Raw genomic sequence first — 22,318 nt, forward strand, 5'->3', positions numbered from 1 at the left:
AACATATTTGCCAGAATCCTTGATGACCTGAAGTAACCGTGGCAAGTAGAGATTATGTAAGACGCGGACGCGGCGCTCCGAAAAAGTCTGCAAAAAAACAACCTTCAAGAAAAAAACCTTGGCGTAGTGGTCTACTGGCAATTTTGCTCGTGGGCGGTTTTGGCTATGGGCTGTATTTATTAAGTTCAGATCCTGAGCCGGAAAAAACAGTGGTTGTTGAAACACCAACAACAAATACCACCAGCAAGCCAAAGCCGAAGAAAGACATTCCACCTCCACCGGAAGAGAAGTGGGAATACGTCGATACGCTTCCAAAACGTGAAGTCGAAGTCGTCGCCAAAGAAATTCAGGTATCCAAAGTCCCTTACGTTATGCAATGCGGCGCTTACAAGAACCAAAGCCAAGCAGAAGAGCGTAAGTTAGCGATCGCCTTCCAAGGCATGACAAGCCGAGTAATCAAAAAAGACGGCAGCTCTTGGTACCGTGTTGTACTTGGCCCATACAAGTTCAAACGTGAAGCAGAGAAAGATCGCCACAAATTGCAACGTGCGAAGATCGAGCCTTGTGCGATTTGGAAAGAGAATCTTTAAACACTGGCCCTAGGAGCTAAGATCCTAGGGCCTTTCTTTTCGCCCCCTTGAATCCCCCACTCACTTACCCCATATACTTAATTAAATCCAAAGAGAAATAATTAAGAGGTCGACTGTGACTACCATTGTATCTGTACGTCGAAACAATAAAGTCGTCATCGCGGGTGATGGCCAAGTGTCGCTAGGCAATACCGTAATGAAAGGCAATGCGCGTAAAGTTCGCCGCCTATATAACAACCAAGTACTTGCCGGTTTTGCTGGCGGTACCGCGGATGCCTTCACCCTATTCGAACGCTTCGAAAGCAAACTGCAAATGCACCAAGGCCACCTAACTAAGGCAGCAGTGGAACTTGCAAAAGACTGGCGTAGCGACCGTGCACTTCGCAAACTAGAAGCGCTGTTAGCCGTAGCGGATGAAACGGCTTCACTTATCATCACAGGTAACGGTGACGTAGTTCAGCCAGAGAACGACCTGATTGCCATTGGCTCCGGTGGCGCATACGCACAAGCAGCAGCAACCGCACTATTAGAAAACACAGACCTAGACGCACGCGAAATTGCAGAGAAAGCACTGAACATCGCTGGCGACATCTGTGTATTCACCAACCATAATCACACTGTAGAAGAACTAGAATCTACAGTAGAGCTTCCTAAGCCAACGGCTTAAGCGTAATCGTAACGAAGTAAGGAAAGAATATGTCTGAAATGACTCCTCGCGAAATCGTTCATGAACTGAACCGCCACATCATTGGTCAAGAGAAAGCAAAACGTTCGGTTGCGATTGCCCTACGTAACCGCTGGCGTCGCATGCAGCTTGAAGAAAGCTTGCGTGTAGAAGTGACACCCAAAAATATCCTAATGATTGGTCCTACTGGTGTAGGTAAAACGGAGATTGCTCGCCGTCTTGCCAAACTGGCTAATGCACCATTCATCAAAGTCGAAGCAACCAAATTCACCGAAGTGGGTTATGTTGGTAAAGAAGTCGAAACCATCATCCGCGACCTTACCGATGTTGCAGTGAAGATGACACACCAGCAAGCGATGGAAAAAGTAAAATTCCGCGCTGAAGAGCAAGCAGAAGAGCGTGTTCTAGATGCCCTACTACCACCAGCTCGTGATGCTTGGGGTCAATCTGAGCAAAAAGAAGACACATCGAACACCCGCCAAGTCTTCCGTAAAAAACTGCGTGAAGGCCAGTTAGATGACAAAGAAATCGACATCGACGTAGCAGCACCGCAAATGGGTGTGGAGATCATGGCGCCTCCTGGTATGGAAGAAATGACCAACCAGCTACAAGGTATGTTCCAAAACCTTGCTGGCGACACGAAGAAGAAACGCAAACTGAAAATCAAAGACGCAATGAAAGCGTTGGCAGAAGAAGAAGCAGCGAAGCTGGTAAACCAAGAAGAGCTGAAAGAGTCTGCGATTTTCAACGTCGAGAACAACGGTATCGTGTTCATCGACGAAATCGACAAGATTTGTAAGCGCGGCGAAAGCTCTGGCCCTGACGTATCTCGTGAAGGTGTTCAGCGTGACCTACTACCGTTAATCGAAGGTAGCACCGTATCAACTAAGCACGGCATGGTGAAAACAGACCACATCCTATTTGTGGCATCTGGTGCATTCCAAGTAGCGAAGCCTTCTGACTTGATTCCAGAACTGCAAGGTCGCCTGCCTATTCGTGTAGAGCTAGAAGCACTAACCAGTAACGATTTCAAACGTATCCTTACTGAGCCAAAAGCATCTCTGACTGAACAATACGTTGCGCTAATGAAAACAGAAAGCGTGGATGTAGAATTCACTGAAGACGGCATCACTCAAATCGCAGAAGCGGCATGGACCGTGAACGAAACTACTGAGAACATTGGTGCTCGTCGTCTGCATACCGTGATGGAGCGTTTGATGGATGAGATTTCTTACGACGCGACTGAAAAAGCGGGTGAGAAGTTCGTCATTGATGCGGCTTACGTGAAAAACCGCCTAGGCGACACGATTGAAGATGAAGATCTAAGCCGCTTCATTCTGTAATAAGCCCAGTATAGAGACCAAAGCCCAGAACTATGCTTCTGGGCTTTTTCGTTCCGAATGACGCTTACTTTAGCAAACTCTAGAGCAAGAAAGTTCGTCATCCTAGCGAGCTCAAGCGAGACTAAGGATCTAATAGCAGCGCGCACTACACCATTCTGTTTTTAAAATAGCCCCGCTTTATTCCCTCAAATATGAAAACTGTGTTCCTTACTTGTAACCCTTTGACTCTTAATTGACTTGCTTTAGGTCAATAGCGTATCTGTCGCTTTGTGCTTATACTGGGCACATTGGTTACTAGCACGAAATATCCATGAAACAATCTCTAAAGATCTGGCTTGAAGCCGCGCGTCCTAAAACATTACCGCTTGCACTGGTATCAATTTTAACCGGTAGCGTACTCGCCTATTCAGCGGGACATTTTTCTCTGACCATTGCCATCATGGCTTTCGTCACAGCTACGTTACTGCAAATACTATCTAACCTTGCCAATGATTATGGCGATGCAGTCCAAGGTACAGATAATGACAACCGCTTGGGCCCTCGGCGCGCGATGCAGTCTGGCGCCGTCACTGCCGCTCAGATGAAAATGGCGATCATCTTTAATATCGTTCTGACCGCGATTGCAGGCCTTACTTTGGTGTTTTACGCACTGAGTTCTTTTGAAAGCATCATTACTTTTATCGGCCTAGGCATTCTTGCCATTATCGCGGCGATTGCTTACACAATGGGTAGTAAGCCGTACGGCTACGTCGGCCTAGGCGACCTGTCTGTCTTCATCTTCTTTGGTTTACTTGGCGTATCCGGTACCTACTTCCTGCATACCGGTCATGTGGATGCGACATTGTTCTTACCAGCATTAGGCTGCGGTTTGTTAGCCGTAGCAGTGCTGAACATCAACAACATGCGTGACATTGAGAACGACAGCGAATGTGGTAAACGCACGATGGCAGTTCGACTTGGTCAACGTAAAGCAAAGCAATACCACTTCATCTTACTCGGTGGCGCCCTACTCGCCTTTGCGGCTTATTTACTTATTCAAGACAAGCCGGTTTGGATCAGTTTACCCTTCCTGCTAAGCATCTACGTGGTAGCGAATCATGGCAAAGCGGTTTGGGATACCGAAAAACCCGCACAAATTGCCCCAATGATGCCCGTTGTTGTGAAGTGCTCGCTCGTTACTAACGTTTTATTTGCAACAGTTGTGGTAGCTCAAACTCTGATGAGTTAAAAAGGGATTGTCATTGCATTGACTTAATGCCTAGATATACTCAAAGACAACAGTTTCTGTTTAGAAAGGTACGCTATGGAATACAATACCTCAGCACTCTGTGATATCTATCTTGATCAGGTAGATGTAGTTGAACCGATGTTCAGTAACTTTGGCGGCCGCGCGTCGTTTGCCGGGCAAGTGACGACGGTTAAGTGCTTTGAAGACAACGCACTGATCCGCGAAACGCTAGAACAAGACGGAATCGGGCGAGTATTGTTGATCGACGGCGGTGGGTCTCTACGCAGAGCCTTAATCGATGCAGAAATCGCAACCCTTGCAGAAGAAAATGAATGGGAAGGCATTGTCGTTTACGGTTGTGTCCGTGAAGTGGATGAACTAGAAGACATGAACCTTGGCATTCAAGCGCTCGCTTCTATTCCTGTTGGCGCTGCTAACCAAGGCGTTGGTGAAATCGATGTTCCAGTAAACTTTGGTGGTGTTAGCTTCCTACCGGAAGATTACATCTATGCAGATAGCACCGGCATCATTCTTTCTCCAGAACCGCTCAATATCGACCTCGAGTTGGATGAGGATGAAGATGAGGAAAGGTTAAACTAACCTAACGCCATTTACGACTACTAGCCAAATACGCAAACACCCGCCGAAGCGGGTGTTTTTGATTCTGGATACTTAAGTGGATTATTCCACTTCGTCCATCTTGCCAAGTAGTGCACGAATGCGCTCTTGCCACTGAGCGTGCTCTTGTTGAGCTTGCTGAGATTTTTGCTCAAGCTCTTCACGTTGAGAACGCATTTCGTTAGCTTCAGCTTCTAATTTCACTTTGTCTTCTTTCAGCTCTTCGACTTCCATCTGAAGAAGAGTGATTGTGTCAACTGCAGTTTGAATTTTCGCTTCTAGTTTTTCTAGTACTTCAAAAGACATCTTGGCCTACCTATTGTTATTCCGTGGGACGATGGCGAGCGTTCGCTTGCACCTTACCTATGAGGTTCATTCTACTCAGCGTAGCGATGAGAAACACTTACTATATTCGATATTTTGCATCATTCGGTTAAAAAATCGGCGCAATCTCACTAAACGCTGACTTTTCTTATCCTAGAAGCATTTTTGAGCAATGTATTTTCCCATCACTACCCCATAAACTCACCCAAGTATTGATCAAATTCAACTTAGTTAAAGTAAAAGCTCAGCAAAAAGGCAAACGTTTAACTGACGATGTGATAAAATCGCCGCGCAAATTATTCTTCCCCCTTGTTACTTGGAGACATCATGAAACGCGATTTAGCAATGGCATTTTCCCGTGTTACTGAAGGTGCCGCTTTGGCTGGTTACAAATGGCTTGGCCGTGGCGACAAAAACGCAGCGGATGGTGCTGCTGTTGAAGTGATGCGCACCCTGCTGAACAAAACAGACATCAGTGGTGAAATCGTTATTGGTGAAGGTGAGATCGATGATGCACCAATGCTGTACATCGGTGAACAAGTGGGTATTGGTGGCGACGAAGTCGATATCGCTGTAGACCCAATCGAAGGTACTCGCATGACCGCAATGGGTCAATCTAACGCACTGGCAGTATTGGCCGCGGGTGAGAAAGGCAGCTTCCTTAAAGCACCAGACATGTACATGGAAAAACTGGTTGTCGGTCCTGGCGCTAAAGGTGTTATCGACCTAGGTAAGCCACTTAAAGAAAACCTAGAAAACGTAGCAAAAGCACTTAATAAACCTCTTGATACACTAGTCGTTATTACGCTTGCGAAGCCTCGTCACGATGAAGTGATCGCAGAGATGCAAGCCATGGGCGTTCGCGTATTCGCAGTGCCAGACGGCGACGTAGCCGCTTCAATACTAACTTGTATGCCAGACAGTGAAGTCGACATGATGTACTGCATCGGTGGTGCACCAGAGGGCGTGGTATCGGCAGCGGTGATTCGTGCACTAGACGGTGACATGCATGGTCGTCTTCTTCCTCGTCATGAAGTAAAAGGCGATACGGAAGAAAACCGCATCTATGGCTCAGCTGAACTACAACGCTGTGAAGAGATGGGTGTAAAAGCAAACGTAGTATTGAAGATGGAAGACATGGCGCGCAGCGACAACGTAGTCTTCTCAGCAACGGGTATTACCAAAGGTGACCTGCTAGAAGGCATCTCTCGCCAAGGCAATATCGCAACAACAGAAACCCTACTGATTCGTGGCCGTTGTCGTACTATTCGTCGCATCAAGTCTACGCACTACCTAGAGCGTAAAGACCCTGAAGTACGCGATATTATTCTTTAATCTCGACGTAGATTGATTCGCAAGGGTTGGCTAAGTGCCAACCCTTTTTGTTTGTGATTCAACAAATCCACACACAAATTAAGTCAACACTTTTCTTTACTAACCCTATCGCGCATAATATGTACTGACGTATAAATGGTGGGTATATGAAGACCGTAGATAGGATTTTGCAAATCGTTAAGCGTGATGGCTCTGTCACAGCGAAACAACTCTCTTCTGAACTGGGTATGACAACCATGGGTGCGCGTCAGCATCTGCAAGGTTTGGAAGATGACGGCATCCTGTCGATTCATGATGTAAAAGTCAAAGTGGGTCGCCCTGCCCGCCATTGGTCTCTGACCCAAAAAGGTCATGAGCAATTTGCCGATCGCCATGGTGAACTGACCATTCAATTTATCGAAGCCGTAGAGCACATCTTCGGTAAAGACGGATTGGAGAAAGTCACGTCAGAGCGTGAAAAGCTCACTCTACAAAACTATCAACAGCATCTTGAGCAGTGTGACTCTCTAGAGAGCAAACTAAAGACATTGGTTACTCTGCGTGAACAAGAAGGCTACATGGCAGAACTAGAACAAGATGAACATGGTTTTATCCTTATCGAAAACCACTGCCCTATTTGCAAAGCCGCGACTCGCTGCCCAAGCTTGTGCCAATCTGAGCTTAACGTCTTCCAGTCACTTCTCGGCAGTGACACCAAAATAGAGCGAGCTGAGCACATCATCAGTGGTCAACGCCGCTGCGTGTACCGCATTCAAGCCTAATATCTCGACTCTCTTCCACTTTATTATGAACATACGCTCTTATTAATGAGACGACGTTGTAATTCCTTCTATCTCCGTTTCTACATGGATTAAGCTTTTAGTAACTAGGAGCAACATCCAATGGATTTGGAGATAGCCATGCCAAACACCCACAAACCGCAAGTTTTACCCTCATTCGATGAAATGGTAAAAATGGCAGAACGCGATCCCGATGCCTTTGAGCAGTTCCGTCATGATATGGCAAAAGAGATGATCGAAGGTGCTTCAGAGCAGATGCAGCCAAGGTTATGGGCGCAACAAAGCCACATAGACAGAGTCATCCATAACTGTAAAAACCCCAATCACACTAATGTCGTATTGATGAATGAACTGCAGAAACAGGTCGTAAAATTCAGAGAGGCATTACAAGGAAAGTCAGCACCAACTCAAAAAGCCGATGTAGTTGAGTTGAAGGCGTTGAAAGGTAGAGATGATTTTTACTAAAACTCATTGGATAAATCGAGAAAGTCAGGGTTAGATTCTCTCACTAAATCTAGCTTCCATTCACGCTTCCATTGCTTCAGCTGCTTTTCTCGGTTTATGGCTGCAACCATGTCTTCGAACAGTTCAAAGTAAACGAGCTTATGAACGTTATACTTCTTGGTAAAACCCTCAACGACTCCGTTTTTATGTTGCCATATTCTTTGGGGCAGTTGACTGGTAACACCAATGTAGAGAACAGAGTTATTTTTTGAAGTTAGGATGTAAACGCAAGGTGTTTTGTCGATGGTTCACTCTCCTTAATGACTTATTGTTAGTTTCTTATTGTGATCCACCAGCAATAAGCTTACTTCAAACTCGGAGCACTCGGTGAGTAGATTCTGAATCATGCTCGTCCCTCGCTGTTCAGAATGACGGTTACTTTAAGCGACTATTAAATAAAAGAAATTCGTCATTCTAGCGAGCTCCAGCGAGACTAAGAATCTACTTTCAGCCAGTACGATACCTTAGAAAGAACGCACTCTCACAGTTACTTTAAGTCACTATTAAATAAAAGAAGTCCGTCATTCTAGCGAGCCTTAGCGAGACTAAGAATCTACGTCCAACAAGTTCGATACCCAGGAGCTTACTTCGGCTCAGGACCGTAGTTGTTTTGACCTGCCGTACCTTTCAAGAAACCACACTCCACCAGAATCCACAGGCCACAAATCAGAGAAATCGAAGCAATCATCATTTGCGGTGTTGATGGGTCTTGCGCTGCTGGGTTCGTCATTGGCGTTGCGACTCGGCCGATGATCAACGGGATATTCAACGCTAGCCAGTAAATCGACTTGTTACGGTCATGCCAGCGCTTAGTAGTGATCGCCAAATCAGGGATCAGAAGAATCAACAAGAAGATAGGCAGAAGAATATATGAGAAAGCAGGGAATAACTTACTGATGCCTGCACCGAAGCCCAAGATCATGATGTAGTAAATGATATTCCACACCCAGTAAGTTTTACGGCCTATACGACCTTGGAAAGAAAACAGTAGTTCTTTAATCGACATCGAAACACTCAACATATTGAAAGTGCGACAACTCCTTGGCCGCACTACGTAAATCCTAGTGTGTCTAATTTACCACCTTCTGGAAGCAATCAATATCCATATCTCGAACATTCACAGTCAAACTGCGAACATGGCTTGCTTGTTCTTGTAACACCACCATCAGTGCTCTTGATAGTTCCCGCTTCTGTTCTGAGCTCCTTCCTGCGAGCAAATCAAAGTTGATATGGATGAAGTCCACACTATCGCCCTCTTCCCCGACCAGCCAATTGTGGCAACGAAGTGCACGAGATTTGACAGACGCAAGCTCAAACAAACCACAGTCTAAGGCCACTTTGTGTAAGTCTTCCAACAATCCTTGAACATTCACACGTTCATCAACTGAGTTGGAATATTCTAAAACTAAGTTTGGCATTTTGATTCCTTTCTTATTACGGCTAACTTTTAACCCGTAGTAATACCAATCTAAGCGGCAATTTCCGAGGAATGGACTATCATTCTGTCTACGCGATCACCAATCGATTGCTTTTGATAAAATGGATAGGCCCAAGTGACCTCAAAATACAGGGTCCAGAGCGTTGTCATTGATTCCCTGTTTACCGAAAAAGCAAGCTAGGAAAACAACGCAGCATCGGTTCAATGACACGCTCCCGAAGGGCGAGCTGCCTTGGTCTGCATACTTTGTTAACAATTTTTAATTTAGAGCTACTAGATCTTCAAATTGTTGCCTCGCCTGCAAACCAAGCCATTCTCGCTGAACCTAGCATCTCGAGGTTACTTGGGTATAGAACAAATGCAGCACCGACCAGATGAAGAAAGCCGAATAAGACATGACGCCAATCATGATCTGTTCACATTATTCTGTTATATTCCTACGTAGATTTTTTACATTAATAGACTATTTACATTAAAGATAAGGGAGATATTCCTATGCGTCGTCCTGTAGTGATGGGTAACTGGAAACTAAACGGTAGCAAAGCAATGGTAACTGAGCTGCTAGCTGGTATTAACGCTGAACTTGAAGGCGTTGAAGGTGTTGACGTAGCAGTAGCTCCACCAGCTCTTTACATCGGTCTAGCTGAGTGTGTAATCGCAGAAGGTGATAACAAAGTTATCCTAGGCGCACAAAACACTGACCTAAACAACAGCGGTGCTTTCACTGGCGACATGTCTCCAGAAATGCTGAAAGACTTCGGTGCTTCTCACATCATCATCGGTCACTCAGAGCGTCGTGAATACCACAACGAATCTGACGAGTTCATCGCGAAGAAATTCAACTTCCTAAAAGAAAACGGTCTAACGCCTGTTTTCTGTATCGGTGAATCTGAAGCTCAAAACGAAGCTGGCGAAACTGAAGCAGTATGTGCACGTCAAATCAACGCAGTTATCGACACTTACGGTGTTGAAGCTCTAAACGGCGCAATCATCGCTTACGAACCAATCTGGGCTATCGGTACTGGTAAAGCAGCAACAGCTGAAGATGCACAACGCATCCACGCTTCTATCCGCGCACTAATCGCAGCAAAAGACGAAGCAGTTGCAGCACAAGTAATCATCCAATACGGCGGTTCTGTTAAGCCAGAAAACGCTGAAGCTTACTTCTCACAACCAGACATCGACGGTGCTCTAGTTGGCGGCGCTTCTCTAGACGCTAAGAGCTTCGTAGCTATCGCTAAAGCAGCGGCAGCAGCTAAAGCTTAATTTCGCTTTTTATTATGCAGAAATAACAAAGGGATGCATCACGCATCCCTTTTTGTTTGCTTACGCTCTAATGAGTTCTGTCATTCCGAAGGCCTAAGCAACATCTGGGATCTACTCACGACAAGCACCTAACTCTAACCAGCAAATCAACACCATTCGTCAAGCACCCGATCAAAAAAGGCCCCTAAAAAGGAGCCCATTTACGAATCTCTATTGCTTAATCGCTACCAAACAGGTCGCGAGTGTAAACCTTATCAACCACGTCTTCTAAGTCTTCAACCATGCGGTTCGACACAATGACATCAGAGACTTTTTTGAACTCTTCTAAGTCACGAAGAACACGGGAGTTGAAGAACTCATCCTCTTGCAGCACCGGTTCGTAAACCACAACTTCAACACCTTTCGCTTTGATGCGTTTCATGATGCCTTGGATAGAAGAAGCGCGGAAGTTATCAGACCCCGCTTTCATTATAAGGCGATAGATACCAACAACTTTAGGTTCACGCTTCAAGACTGATTCCGCGACAAAGTCTTTACGCGTACGGTTTGCTTCTACAATTGCACCAATGATGTCGTTCGGTACATCTTGGTAGTTCGCTCGTAGCTGCTTAGTATCTTTTGGCAAACAGTAACCACCGTAACCAAACGAAGGGTTGTTATAGTGATTACCAATACGAGGGTCTAAACCTACACCCTCAATGATCTGGCGAGAGTTAAGGCCATGTGCTTCCGCGTAAGAATCAAGCTCGTTAAAGTAAGCAACGCGCATAGCAAGATAAGTATTAGAGAACAGTTTTACTGCTTCAGCTTCCGTCGAGTCCGTGAAAAGAACTTCGATGTTCTCCTTCTCAGCGCCCTCGACTAGCAAATCAGCAAACACCTTCGCACGCTCACTTTGCTCACCAACGATGATGCGAGAAGGATAAAGGTTGTCATACAGCGCTTTACCTTCACGAAGAAACTCTGGAGAGAAGATGATGTTTTCACAGTTCATTTCCTCTTTGATGCGAGCGGTATAACCGACAGGTACCGTCGATTTGATGATCATCACCGCATTTTGGTTAATGCTCATCACATCTCTAATAACTGCCTCAACGGAAGACGTGTTGAAGTAGTTCGTTACTGGATCATAATCTGTCGGCGTTGCAATAACGACAAACTCTGCATTTTTGTATGCCAACGCCTTATCTGTTGTCGCAACAAAATCCAGCGTCTTATTCGCTAGAAAGTCTTCGATTTCACGATCCACAATCGGTGATTGCTTGTTATTCAGCAATTCAACCTTTTCAGCAACAATATCTAGTGCAACAACTTGGTGGTTTTGAGCTAATAACATTGCGTTAGAAAGCCCTACATAACCTGTACCGGCAACCGCTATTTTCATTCTAATGCCCTGAGTTTTATTTCTAATAGTAGGATATCAATAGTTTCAGATTCAAGATAGCTTAATACTCTGCAATCTAATCTTATAGAATGACAGAAAACAAAAAAGCGGCTTTTCGGCCGCTTTTTACTATTTCAGAATACATCGCTCGCTGAACTCAATCTCTCATTTACTACCAGATTAACTTTCTGGGTGATAGTTAAGAGAAGGGCAACTAATCAATTTGAGTCGTTAAGTAACGTAAGTAAGCATTACGCATACGGATTTTGTTCTCTTCAAAGTAATCACTACCATAACGGCCGCGGTTAAAGTAACGACGTAGCATACTGTTATCCATCACCAGTTCATCGCCTTGCCCTGTGCTGAGATAGTTTGCATCGTTACCAACTCGCGTCGAGACATTAAAGTCGTACGCTTCATTACCACGAACCTGAAGTAAGCCAGGAGACATATCACGCCAAGGTGTCAGAGGTAGTTTCACCGCAACAGTAACGAACTGCTCTTCATCGGTATCATTAAACTTCGTCACTTGGTAGCTCGCAGAAACTTCAATGTCCTCAAACCAGTGTGAAGTCGTGAACTTCGCGCCGACATCTCCTTTCCAAAACTCACCCGCGGTCGCATTAAACTGCCAATCCCATTCAGGCATACTAAAGGTATAACGAGTTAGGAACGTTTGGCGATCCGGGTTTGCATATCCATTTTTGTCTTTCTCATCCATGTGCTGGAAATAACTCATTTCTAGCCCAAGAGCATGAGCACCAGATGGAGAGAACCAAGCAGATTCACTGCGAGCACCAACATAATCGGTTTTCACCAGACCTAACGACACTTGGTTAGCTACATCGACATATGGCAAGCGGAAGAATTGATGAACCATCGCGCGGTCAATTTCATTTTCATAGGCGCTATCTTCAAAGTAACCGCCATCTTCAAAATCATCGCTTTCCGCTAATGGGAGGATATGGCGAATATCAACAGCAGCACCAGACCACAAGAAGGTATATAGGTTGCTCGACATCGCAAACGAGTAATCATAAACACCAAACTCGGTCGCAACACCATGACGTACCATTGGCGATAACACCAATTGTGAATCTAACGTTCCGCTGTTTACGCGCTCTGTTTTCCACTCCACCAACTCAAGCTTGTCGGATAGATTTTTGGTACTGAATTGAATGTCATCACATGCCGCAGAACCATTCACAAAACTCTGGTAACAAGTCGCATCCGTTTGCACACTCACGACTGGTTTTTGGTTCGCCAATAGCATTAACTCTACACGATCAGAGCTTAAGCCCATTTCTTGTGCTGAGTTCGATCCGAAGTGACTTGAAATGATCCCCATCGCGACACCTAAACCATCCATCTGGTTGTGGTTATAGCGGCGGTTCTCTAGAGCTACGATAACCGACTGGTTTAAGGTGCCAACTTGAATATTGACAAAACCTTCGTTGCGCAGTGCGCTTACCAAGGCAGAGATTGACGCATTATTAGCTTTGCTTTGCTCTAGAGAGAGCTTTTCCATCAATGACACATTGCTACGAGCATATTCACGAGAACGGGTGTAATCGGTGATAAGCGGGATAGACAATGCGGCATTCCACATATTCTGCTCATCCGTTTCATGGCCAGAGTAAATTTGGTAGCTCAAAGAAGCCGTCATGTCGTAAGGTAGCAGTTCCTCAGGCGTGAACACTTTCACTGATGAGTTAAACTCAACAGCATCGTATTCACCAGTGAGCTGAACAAAATCAAATGGTTGGTATTCAATACCACCAAATGGTCCGTCCATCACACCTAACATAATGTCAGAGACACCATAACCTGCTGATACGCGAATTGGAGCAAAATCAAAAGAATAATCAGCGACGGCATACTGGGTACTAAATTGGTTTGCCGATCCTCCGAGATCTTGAACACCTACAGCAAAGTCTAAGCTATCGACACCCCAAAAGTTTGGTAGCTGATATTTGAATGACATGGACAAATCACGAGTATCCCCACAATCTACGAAACAATTCGAGTTATAGTCATCGGTTACAATTCTGCCATGCGCTTCCAACCCCTCAACAATCCCAAATGAAAACTTGAGTGAATCAAGATCTTGAATCTGGGTTCGAAAAGGCAGCCCCTGAGCGTACGTGAAAGAGAAGTCCCCATACTCCAAAGACTGAGCATTAGGCGTTAACGTCAGTCCCGTAAAACTCTGATTGGAGGGGAGCGTTTTTAAGCCTTCTGCTGCAATAGGCGCACTCATAAAGAGCGGTAGCGATAGTGCTGCAATCCGTTTTTTAATAATTTTCTGTGCCATCAGTTTTGCCACTGTTAAAGTCATGAATACACAAAAAGGCACCGCTTTGGTGCCTTTTAACTTTTGTCATTTCATTGCTGATGATGATTGGAATCTAACCGTTCCTTCACAAGCCTCCACCAGCAAATAATTAATTTATCTATTATTTATCATCACAACTAAAGCATCAAGTTTCAGCTGCATTACTTTGCTTTGGCTCAAAGTTAAACAAAGCCGCTGTTTGTGATGTTTGCTTCCAGACCAAATCTTCGATGCCGTCTACAGGGTTAAAGCCGGTCGGTGCTTCGAGCAACAAACGGCGAATAACTTCATGTTGGAAGTTATGGCAAGCCACATCCAATTTATCAATTAGCGTTTCGTATTCCTTCATTGGTAAGAAGTCTTCCTGCGCGGTCATGATTCGGCTGTGCGCGGTTTCAGAAACGTTGTCGTCACCAATCAACAACTCTTCATACAACTTCTCGCCGGGTCTTAAGCCTGTGTACTTAATCTCAATATCCCCTTCTGGATTGGCTTCATCTTTGACTTCCAAACCCGATAGATGAATTAAGTTCTTCGCTAGGTCGACAATTTTTACTGGCGAGCCCATATCAAGAACAAAGACGTCGCCACCTCTGCCCATCGCCCCGGCTTGAATCACAAGCTGCGCAGCTTCTGGAATCGTCATAAAGTATCGAGTGATGTCTTTGTGAGTCACCGTGATTGGTTCACGGTTAGCAATTTGTTTTTTGAAAACCGGCACTACCGAACCTGATGAACCCAAAACATTACCGAACCTCACCATACAAAAGCGGGTGCCTAGGTTTGGGTTGTTCTCTCGAATGCGGTTTTGTTGCTCTGCCAGTGCTTGTAAGCCTAGCTCCGCCATTCGCTTGGTTGTGCCCATCACATTAGTAGGACGAACCGCTTTATCAGTAGAGATTAAAACGAAATTTTTCACGCCTGCATCAATGGCAGCTAAAGCCGTATAGTAAGTACCAAATACGTTATTGCGTACACCTTCTACGACATTGTATTCAACAAGCGGGACGTGTTTGTACGCGGCAGCATGGTAAACCGTGTCGACCTCAAACGCCTTCATGGTGGTTTCGAGGCGGTTTTGTCTTTGTACCGACCCAACCAAAGGGACAACCACAATGTTTAGTTTTCTATCTTTAACGATTTGGCTCAGCTCAATATGTATCTGATATAGAGCAAATTCAGATAACTCAAACAAGACCAGTGCTTTCGGGGAGTAATTTAAAATTTGTCGACAAAGCTCTGAGCCAATTGAGCCACCAGCCCCCGTTACCATAACGGTTTGGTCTTTGATGTTTGATTCCATCAATACTTGCTGAGGTTGAACCGCGTCTCGACCTAACAAATCACCAATTGGGACTTCTTTTAGTTCATCGATTTTTGCTTTACCGGTTAAGATATCGCGCATATCTGGCACAGTCTGAATCTCAACAGGCAGTTTAGAAATGCTATCCAGCACTTCTTTACGACGTTTATTTGAAGCGCTTGGGATCGCCAGTAGAATCTGTTTCACGTCGTATTTTTTGATCGCTTTCGGTGCACTTTCTACCGTGTAAACAAAGTGTCCCATTAAGGTGGTATTGTAGAGTGTTTTGTCTTCATCAACAAAGCCAATCACACGATGTGTCTCCGATTGGCGCAGCGCGAACGCCAATTCACGGCCTGCACTACCAGCACCATAAATAAGCACTGGTGTTCCCACTTTATGCACTGATTGGGCAACTAAACTTCTGACGATTAAGCGGCTGCTACCGACGCCAATAGCCAGAAAGGCCGCATAAATAAAAGGGACAGAGCGAGGTAACTCTGCATGGAAGGCAAAAGCAAACGTAGCCGCGCACATCGCAGAAAGTATGGTGCCTAAGCCAACAACCGCCAGCACATGAAAGCCTAGATAGCGTAGTACCGCTCGATATAAACCTAAAGCCGCAAAAATCGCTAACGTAATCGCGATAGTAGAATAAAGCACATACTGGCTTGCCGTATCTGGTAGGTGAGTAAACTCTCCAATTCTGGTCCAGTACGCCATTAAAAACGCACTGGAAATAATGAAAAAGTCTACTACCGCACTAATGACACGTTTTTTATAGCGTGGTAACGACCAAATGACGTTTAATTTGGAATTGTGTTCAATCATGACGAAGAATAAGCCTCATTACCCCAGATTTATTAGTAAGAGTTGGTGGTAATGTTTTTTGTTGAATTTATACAGCCGCTGAACAAACATTATACAACTCAGTGACTATTAATAGAACACTCGGATGCATAATAATTAGCAACGCCGCGTTGAGTTTGCAACGCAATGCAACAAAGGAACTGTACTCCTTGTCCCTTCGCAAAATTACGGCGCACAGAAGGCGCCGCAGGGTTAGTTCTAGGTTCTAGGTTCTAGGTTCTAGGTTCTAGGTTCTAGGTTCTAGGTTCTAGGTTCTAGGTTCTAGGTTCTAGGTTCTAGGTTCTAGGTTCTAGGACGAGAGCAAAAACACTCTCATAAGATTTGCAAATCAATATTTAGCGCTGAGCTTCTAAAAGCACTTCTCGGATCACTTGAGCCGTTTTAGACACTTCTTCAATCGTTAAGGTTGGATGCACAAGGAACATCAAGCTTGTTTCCCCTAAAATCACAGCATTGCTCAATCGCTGCTCTGGTCGCCAAGGTGTATTGTCAAACGCCTTCTCTAGGTACACTTCTGAGCAGCTTCCTTGGTAAGCTGGCACACCGCGCTCAACGATGGTTTCTACGATGCGATCTCGTGTCCATCCTTCAGCAAGGTTCTCAGGCTCTACAAACAAATAGTGTTTGTATGCTGCATGCTCACTGTATTCCGGCACTTCAACTCGGCGAACCACGCTTAGGTCTGCAACCGCCTCATCAATTTGTGCTACATTCGCTTGGCGCTGCGCTGTCCATGCTGGCATGCGAGCGAGTTGGATACGGCCAATCACAGCTTGTAACTCTGTCATGCGCCAGTTAGTCCCGAAAGATTCGTGTAACCAACGGAAGCCCGGTGGATGCTCACGATTGTAAATCGCATCAAAGCTTTTACCGTGATCTTTGTACGACCACATGGTTGACCACAATGTCTTATCATTGGTTGTCACCATGCCGCCTTCGCCGCCTGTCGTCATGATCTTATCTTGGCAGAAAGACCAAGCACCAATGTGGCCAATAGTCCCTACGCTACGGCCTTTGTATTTCGCACCATGTGCTTGCGCACAATCTTCAACCACGTAAAAACCATGCTGCTGTGACAGCGCCATAATGGCATCCATCTCTGCTGGCATGCCAGCAAGGTGCACCACAATCACCGCTTTTGTTTTTGGCGTGAGTACCGCTTGTATCGATTCAGCCGTAATCGCTTGGCTGTTTAGGTCTACATCCGCAAAAACGGGTTCAGCACCGGAAGTCACAATTGACGAAGCGGAAGCAAGGAACGTTCTTGGGGTGGTAATCACTTCATCGCCCTTGCCAACGCCCAAGGCTTTCAATGCCACGTCGAGTGCAAGCGTGCCGTTACCAAGAGCAATCGCGTATTCGCAACCAGCCCATGCCGCGAACTCTCTTTCGAATTCACGACACTCGTTGCCTGTCCAGTAGTTTACTTTGTTTGACAGTAGCGCACGGCTCACTGCATCCGCCTCTTCTTGAGTAAAAGAAGGCCATGGAGAAAATGGTGTATTCAGCACGATGTCACCTAGTAAGTGTTATTTTTCTGATTTGATAAGTGTATGAGCAGGAGAACCCACTACGGTTTGAAAATCTGGTATATGGTTAATTACCGTCGAACCAGCGCCGACAACGGCATTACGACCAACGACGACAAGTTGTTTCACTTGGCTACCGATCCCTATCCAAGCGTTTTCGCCAACCTCTACACCGCCAGCTAAACTTGCATTAGGACTAATGTGAACGCCTTCAGCAAGCCTACAATCATGTTCTACGATAGAGCTTGTATTAATGATGCAGCTCGCCCCGATATGGCTAAATGGGTTCACGACTGCGTTTGCCATCACCACTGTTCCTGCTTTGATGTTGGCGTATTTACTGATTACAGCACTAGGATGAGCTAGCACATCGAAGTTTGCTCCTGCTGCACTCAACTCATGTTGTTTCGCACAGCGCGTCGCGTTGTGGCCGATAGCAACTACTACCACATCATATTCGCTTGCCGTTGCCAAAAGTGCAGCAGTATCACCAGAGACATCCCAATGCTCAACAGAGGTTAAACTGGGCCAGCGGTCATCAAAAAATGTGATATGTTGATAACCGTTTAGTTCTGCAATTTCTGCGACCACCTTGCCATGTCCACTGGCTCCTAAAATGGCGCAGCTTTTCATAATTGGCGACTACCTTGCTCTTCTGAGCCGGTAAATGGCTCTATGGTGACGTGCCCGTCTGCAGATATGCCTTCCTTCACGAAGACCTTTTTTACCGTCATGAAAAGAATCTTAATATCTAGCCACAGTGTTTTGTTATCTACGTACCAAACATCTAAGGTAAACTTTTCTTCCCAGCTAATCGCATTGCGGCCATTGATTTGAGCCCAGCCAGTCACACCGGGGCGAACATCATGGCGTCTTGATTGTTCTGTGCTGTAAAGCGGTAGGTACTGCATGAGCAACGGACGAGGCCCAACTAAGCTCATTTCCCCTTTTAACACATTCCATAGTTCCGGAAGTTCATCTAAGCTGCTGTTTCTTAGCTTATCGCCAAAAGGAGTCATGCGCTCAGAATCCGGTAGTGGATTCCCTTGTTGATCCACCGCATCCTTCATGGTGCGAAACTTCACCATTTCAAAAGGTTTTCCATTCAAGCCCGGGCGCGTTTGACGGAACAGAACCGGAGAACCCAGGTTTTTACGAATCTTCCAAGCGACTAATGCAATGATAGGAGATAACAGAATAAGCGCGATAAGAGACGCGAGAAAATCAAACAGTCTTTTCATCTTTCACCTCTGATGCACGGCTATCTGCCGCATTACCCTCTTCTGCATTAACGCCAGTCACCCAATCAACCCATTTATCAGCCAATAGCGCGCGGTCAAACTGACTCTCTGCAAGTTGGCGTGCATTGGCTCCCATCAAGGTAAGAGCTTCTCTTTGATTGGCTGCTTTTTCTAAGGCATCAGCGAAAGCAATTGGGTCGTCTGGCTGAACCGCGAATCCGCATTGCGTTTGCTCAATCATTCCTGCTAACCAACCTGGGTAGTTGTTTATCACTGGTAGACCCGCAGAGATATAATCGAAAAACTTATTAGGCGATGTGCCGTAATAAAAGGCAGGTATATTCGCCAGTACTTGCATGCCAACGTCTGCACTTGCCATCAAACCAGATAACTTTTGCTTATTTACCGGAGGGTGAAACACAACATTGTTCAATTCGAACTCTTTCGCCCTTCTCTCCAGTTCGGGTTTTAATTTACCTTGCCCGACTAAAGCTAGCTTAATGTCCTTTCGACCACGTTTCTGTAGCTCCACTGCCGTATTTAAAACGGCATCAAGGCCATTTGCCATTCCATGAGTTCCAGTGAAAATCGCCATCAGATCTGTTTCTTTCACACCTTCCGGGCGCCAAGGCTCACTTGGTTGACTGAAGATAGACAAATCACAACCATTTGGCACCATGGCTATTTTACTTTCGTCCACGCCACGCTTTTTAATGCCATCAACAATGCCAGGAGATAAGCCAATACAACGATGCGCACTTCGGTAAGATGCCCACTCTAAAAACGACATCAAACTAAGAATGACTGGGTTTTTAATTACCCCCATTTCTTTGGGCAGTTCTGGCCATAAATCTCTCACTTCAAAAACAAATGGCTTGCCGCGTAACCAACGAGCAAAGATACCCGGAATGCCCGCTGTCAGAGGTGTTGTGGTTGCAAACAACACATCGTATTTTTCAGTAAAGGCAAGGCCAATACTTTTTAAGGCAAACTTAATAAACGTCATACTGCGTTTAATAAAACCATCTGAGTTTGAGTAAGCCAAATCAAACTCAATGATTCGAATGCCATCGACGGTACCCACGCGCTTGCCAGAAACAAACTCCGAATCTAAACCCGTCTCTCCTCCACCATATGTGCCACATACCATAGTGACATTATGCCCATGCTGAATTAGGCGCTTTGCCATCTCGTAGGAACGTATTCCTGTGGAACCTTTAGGTGTTGAAAAGTGCTGGTGAAAATAAAGAATTTTATACATTACCAAACCTTCAATTATAATTGGGTTTTAATCACAAAAAATATCATTGAAAAGGCTAGCGTAATCTTCCCAATATTTTGAATACTCTTGCATTTCGAGCTTTATTGATTTTGCCTTAGTTATAGAGTTTTTAATTTCAATAATATTACGTCCATCTGTATTAGCAATAACATGGTTAGCATAACCGTCCATAGCCTCCACCAATGTTGGATTATTCCCAGCAACTATCTTTACATTTAAAAGCATCGCTTGATATACTCTATTGGGTTCGCAAAATTTTTGATTTATTGAATTATCACGATAGAAAATAAGTGTTATGTCCGATTGAGATAAAATAGTATTTATAGTAGATAATGGAAGATTACCGCATATTTGGATATTTTCTTGCATTTCACGCTCAGAAACATAATTCAACATGTATTTCTGGTCGAAACTACTGCCCGCATGGATGATATAATAACCCAGATCAATTAAAGCCCTACAAAGTTCTCCGCCACACCTTTCCTTAATCAAAGAATTCTGAAGATAAGCAATAGGCTTAGTTTTAGGAATAACTATATCAGAGTATTCACTAGAAAAGTCATTATAGGAAGGGTAATTTCTCAATACGTAAGAGTTATTATTTTCTATATTTAGTATATTTTCTAAATAATTTTTTCTTGCCTCATTAGCATGAAAATTAACTCTACAAGATCGATAGGACAATTTAAAAAAAAATCTAAAAATTTTAGAGTTTAACACCCATCCCGGAGGTAACTCATGATGATCCCAAACCACGTAAAATCCACGAAATGCCAACATATATACTAGTGGAAATAATATGGGGTCACAAACCCATATAGACTTATTATTTTTTGAAAAGACTAAAAGAAAAAAGGAACAAAGAGAAAAGTATATAGCTCCCATCAATCTTATTACTAGATTTCTATGTGCAGCACCACCCGGCAGTCTTATTTTTTTTTGTTCAAACTTCAAATCATAATCATCATTAGATGAGTAAATAACTCTAATTTTTTCGAAGTTATTTTTCAAAAGATTTAATTCTTTCCTGACCCGATGATCAGACTTTAAAGATTGAGTTTTAACAATATATATTAACTCTTTATTCAAATTCATCTCTCCTTACCAATAGTGAACAAAACATAAAGAATACAAACATAAACATTTGAGCTGACTCTAGCATCCAAGCACGATGGAAAAATATTACTAATGTAAGAGAAATAAACATTAGCACTGTAAATTTATCATCACTTTTTTTAAAAATAATTAACACTGGAAAAATAAACAACATTAAATATATAATGCCAAATTTATAAATCGTATTTCTATAATCAGAAACAATTACATCATAAACTTCAAATACGTTTTTACCATAGCCAAATATAAAATGAAAAAAATCTAATGCTGGAAGAACGTAAAGATCATTAGCTCTAGCATCTAAAATTCCACTTAAACTTCCATCTCCTTTGCTCAACTTGTTTAAAATAAAGTTTTCGACAATAAAACTGACAATATCACTAAAAACAAAGAATAAAACCAATGATATTATAATTGCTTTAATTATATGAAATATACTCTTCATATAATATGAAACAAATATAACCAAAGAAAAAATCAGGCTAGGTGCAGAGAATGTAAGAAATGTTGATAAAAATATGATAACCTTATTATTCCTGGAAAGATATTTATTGTAAACTAATAAAAAAAGGCAATTATATAAACCTAGATGTCCTGGTTCTTTAAAAAAACCATGATTTCTAATTATGGTAGAAAAAAAAGGAACATCATGCACCTGAGTATTTATGTAAACCACACCATAATATACATAATAATATGCCCCAAAAATATCCTTGGATGTATTTTCTAGTATTATTTTAGGAAAGGGGACTTTAAATAAGTATAGCAACCAAGCAAATATAAAAAAGCAGTTGGCGCATACATATATATTATAAAAAGACTTATAAACTGCCACTTTATCACTGTTATTCAAACAGAATAACATTATAGCTGAAAAAATAAAAATCACAGCTGGAGCTATACCATCATAATCTCTAAATGGAATAAAAGTCCAAAAGACTAAAGCAATATAAATCGATAATATCGATATCGATGATTTGCTTTTCTTCTTATTTTTTAATATTAAAACGGACAAACATAAAATACAAAACAAAAAAAACACTTGAAAAAGTTGTTTTCCAGGCGTTTGCCAAATTAACCAAGGACTTAAGAGTAAAAAGCAAAAAACGCCTATGATACGGGAATAAAGATTTTGATTTAGCTTCATT

General features: G+C 43.7%; 22 protein-coding genes. 9 read left to right on the forward strand and 13 right to left on the reverse strand.

All coding sequences use genetic code 11. The features are described 5' to 3' along the window. Positions 1-38 precede the first annotated feature (38 nt). The 5 genes from OQJ86_RS02525 (at position 39) to rraA (ending at position 4,446) form a co-directional block, all read left to right on the forward strand. On the forward strand, positions 39-590 hold the full coding sequence (locus tag OQJ86_RS02525; protein ID WP_265985953.1) for an SPOR domain-containing protein: 552 nt from the start codon (positions 39-41) through the stop codon (positions 588-590). Positions 591-705: 115 nt separating this feature from the next. Continuing rightward, complete coding sequence (hslV, locus tag OQJ86_RS02530; protein WP_038864894.1) at positions 706-1,257, forward strand: ATP-dependent protease subunit HslV; 552 nt, start codon at positions 706-708, stop codon at positions 1,255-1,257. Between the two features lie 29 nt (positions 1,258-1,286). Continuing rightward, positions 1,287-2,618 (forward strand): HslU--HslV peptidase ATPase subunit, encoded by a 1,332-nt coding sequence (gene hslU, locus OQJ86_RS02535; RefSeq protein ID WP_038876823.1) that lies wholly within the window; start codon positions 1,287-1,289, stop codon positions 2,616-2,618. Between the two features lie 310 nt (positions 2,619-2,928). Continuing rightward, positions 2,929-3,846 carry a 1,4-dihydroxy-2-naphthoate polyprenyltransferase gene (locus OQJ86_RS02540; RefSeq protein ID WP_039974655.1) on the forward strand — a complete coding sequence of 306 codons (918 nt, stop codon included), beginning with the start codon at positions 2,929-2,931 and terminating at the stop codon, positions 3,844-3,846. Between the two features lie 75 nt (positions 3,847-3,921). Continuing rightward, positions 3,922-4,446 (forward strand): ribonuclease E activity regulator RraA, encoded by a 525-nt coding sequence (gene rraA, locus OQJ86_RS02545; protein ID WP_265985958.1) that lies wholly within the window; start codon positions 3,922-3,924, stop codon positions 4,444-4,446. A gap of 81 nt (positions 4,447-4,527) precedes the next feature. Here the strand turns inward: rraA and zapB are convergent, their stop codons facing one another. Continuing rightward, positions 4,528-4,770, reverse strand: a complete 243-nt coding sequence (gene zapB / locus OQJ86_RS02550) for a cell division protein ZapB (protein ID WP_038864886.1) — start codon at positions 4,768-4,770, stop codon at positions 4,528-4,530. Between the two features lie 345 nt (positions 4,771-5,115). On the opposite strand from zapB, the gene glpX reads away from it, so the two are divergent. The 3 genes from glpX (at position 5,116) to OQJ86_RS02565 (ending at position 7,367) form a co-directional block, all read left to right on the forward strand. After that, complete coding sequence (gene glpX, locus OQJ86_RS02555; protein ID WP_012126871.1) at positions 5,116-6,123, forward strand: class II fructose-bisphosphatase; 1,008 nt, start codon at positions 5,116-5,118, stop codon at positions 6,121-6,123. Positions 6,124-6,269: 146 nt separating this feature from the next. Beyond that, positions 6,270-6,884 carry a helix-turn-helix transcriptional regulator gene (locus tag OQJ86_RS02560; protein WP_063344071.1) on the forward strand — a complete coding sequence of 205 codons (615 nt, stop codon included), beginning with the start codon at positions 6,270-6,272 and terminating at the stop codon, positions 6,882-6,884. Between the two features lie 120 nt (positions 6,885-7,004). After that, positions 7,005-7,367 (forward strand): DUF3135 domain-containing protein, encoded by a 363-nt coding sequence (locus OQJ86_RS02565; protein WP_265985964.1) that lies wholly within the window; start codon positions 7,005-7,007, stop codon positions 7,365-7,367. Here OQJ86_RS02565 and OQJ86_RS02570 read toward each other — a convergent pair. The 3 genes from OQJ86_RS02570 to OQJ86_RS02580 all read right to left on the reverse strand — a co-directional run bounded on the left by OQJ86_RS02570 (position 7,364) and on the right by OQJ86_RS02580 (position 8,824). Beyond that, positions 7,364-7,651, reverse strand: a complete 288-nt coding sequence (locus OQJ86_RS02570; protein WP_265986287.1) for a GIY-YIG nuclease family protein — start codon at positions 7,649-7,651, stop codon at positions 7,364-7,366. The two genes, OQJ86_RS02565 and OQJ86_RS02570, sit on opposite strands and share 4 nt — an antisense overlap. Before the next feature lie 338 nt (positions 7,652-7,989). Continuing rightward, positions 7,990-8,412: a DUF805 domain-containing protein gene (locus OQJ86_RS02575; RefSeq protein ID WP_045456242.1), complete on the reverse strand. Its 423-nt coding sequence runs from the start codon at positions 8,410-8,412 to the stop codon at positions 7,990-7,992. 64 nt (positions 8,413-8,476) lie between these two features. Further along, a complete protein-coding gene (locus OQJ86_RS02580; protein WP_039974649.1) occupies positions 8,477-8,824 on the reverse strand; it encodes a 5-carboxymethyl-2-hydroxymuconate Delta-isomerase in 348 nt (115 codons plus the stop codon). Positions 8,825-9,339: 515 nt separating this feature from the next. On the opposite strand from OQJ86_RS02580, the gene tpiA reads away from it, so the two are divergent. Further along, the gene (gene tpiA / locus OQJ86_RS02585; protein ID WP_038864880.1) at positions 9,340-10,110 is read left to right on the forward strand and encodes a triose-phosphate isomerase; all 771 of its coding nucleotides are present in this window, start codon (positions 9,340-9,342) and stop codon (positions 10,108-10,110) included. Positions 10,111-10,327: 217 nt separating this feature from the next. Here the strand turns inward: tpiA and OQJ86_RS02590 are convergent, their stop codons facing one another. The 9 genes from OQJ86_RS02590 to OQJ86_RS02630 form a co-directional block, all read right to left on the reverse strand. Further along, positions 10,328-11,494 carry a nucleotide sugar dehydrogenase gene (locus OQJ86_RS02590; RefSeq protein ID WP_265985970.1) on the reverse strand — a complete coding sequence of 389 codons (1,167 nt, stop codon included), beginning with the start codon at positions 11,492-11,494 and terminating at the stop codon, positions 10,328-10,330. Positions 11,495-11,708: 214 nt separating this feature from the next. Beyond that, positions 11,709-13,808, reverse strand: a complete 2,100-nt coding sequence (locus tag OQJ86_RS02595; RefSeq protein ID WP_265985972.1) for a YjbH domain-containing protein — start codon at positions 13,806-13,808, stop codon at positions 11,709-11,711. A 166-nt stretch (positions 13,809-13,974) separates the two neighbouring features. Continuing rightward, positions 13,975-15,963 (reverse strand): polysaccharide biosynthesis protein, encoded by a 1,989-nt coding sequence (locus tag OQJ86_RS02600; RefSeq protein ID WP_265985974.1) that lies wholly within the window; start codon positions 15,961-15,963, stop codon positions 13,975-13,977. A 374-nt stretch (positions 15,964-16,337) separates the two neighbouring features. Further along, positions 16,338-17,513, reverse strand: coding sequence for a DegT/DnrJ/EryC1/StrS family aminotransferase (locus OQJ86_RS02605; RefSeq protein ID WP_265985976.1), 1,176 nt, complete (start codon positions 17,511-17,513; stop codon positions 16,338-16,340). An 18-nt stretch (positions 17,514-17,531) separates the two neighbouring features. Next, a complete protein-coding gene (locus tag OQJ86_RS02610; protein ID WP_265985978.1) occupies positions 17,532-18,164 on the reverse strand; it encodes an acetyltransferase in 633 nt (210 codons plus the stop codon). Beyond that, the gene (locus OQJ86_RS02615; RefSeq protein WP_265985980.1) at positions 18,161-18,772 is read right to left on the reverse strand and encodes a sugar transferase; all 612 of its coding nucleotides are present in this window, start codon (positions 18,770-18,772) and stop codon (positions 18,161-18,163) included. The genes OQJ86_RS02610 and OQJ86_RS02615 overlap by 4 nt, the downstream gene beginning before the upstream one ends. Further along, entirely contained in the window at positions 18,756-20,033 is a 1,278-nt protein-coding gene (locus OQJ86_RS02620; RefSeq protein ID WP_265985982.1) for a glycosyltransferase family 4 protein, read from the reverse strand. The genes OQJ86_RS02615 and OQJ86_RS02620 overlap by 17 nt, the downstream gene beginning before the upstream one ends. A gap of 27 nt (positions 20,034-20,060) precedes the next feature. Then, entirely contained in the window at positions 20,061-21,143 is a 1,083-nt protein-coding gene (locus tag OQJ86_RS02625) for a hypothetical protein (RefSeq protein WP_265985984.1), read from the reverse strand. Then, the gene (locus tag OQJ86_RS02630; RefSeq protein WP_265985986.1) at positions 21,136-22,317 is read right to left on the reverse strand and encodes a hypothetical protein; all 1,182 of its coding nucleotides are present in this window, start codon (positions 22,315-22,317) and stop codon (positions 21,136-21,138) included. The genes OQJ86_RS02625 and OQJ86_RS02630 overlap by 8 nt, the downstream gene beginning before the upstream one ends. Position 22,318 lies beyond the last annotated feature (1 nt).

The sequence above is a fragment of the Vibrio sp. Sgm 5 genome (assembly GCF_026241575.1).
Lineage (GTDB): Bacteria > Pseudomonadota > Gammaproteobacteria > Enterobacterales > Vibrionaceae > Vibrio > Vibrio jasicida.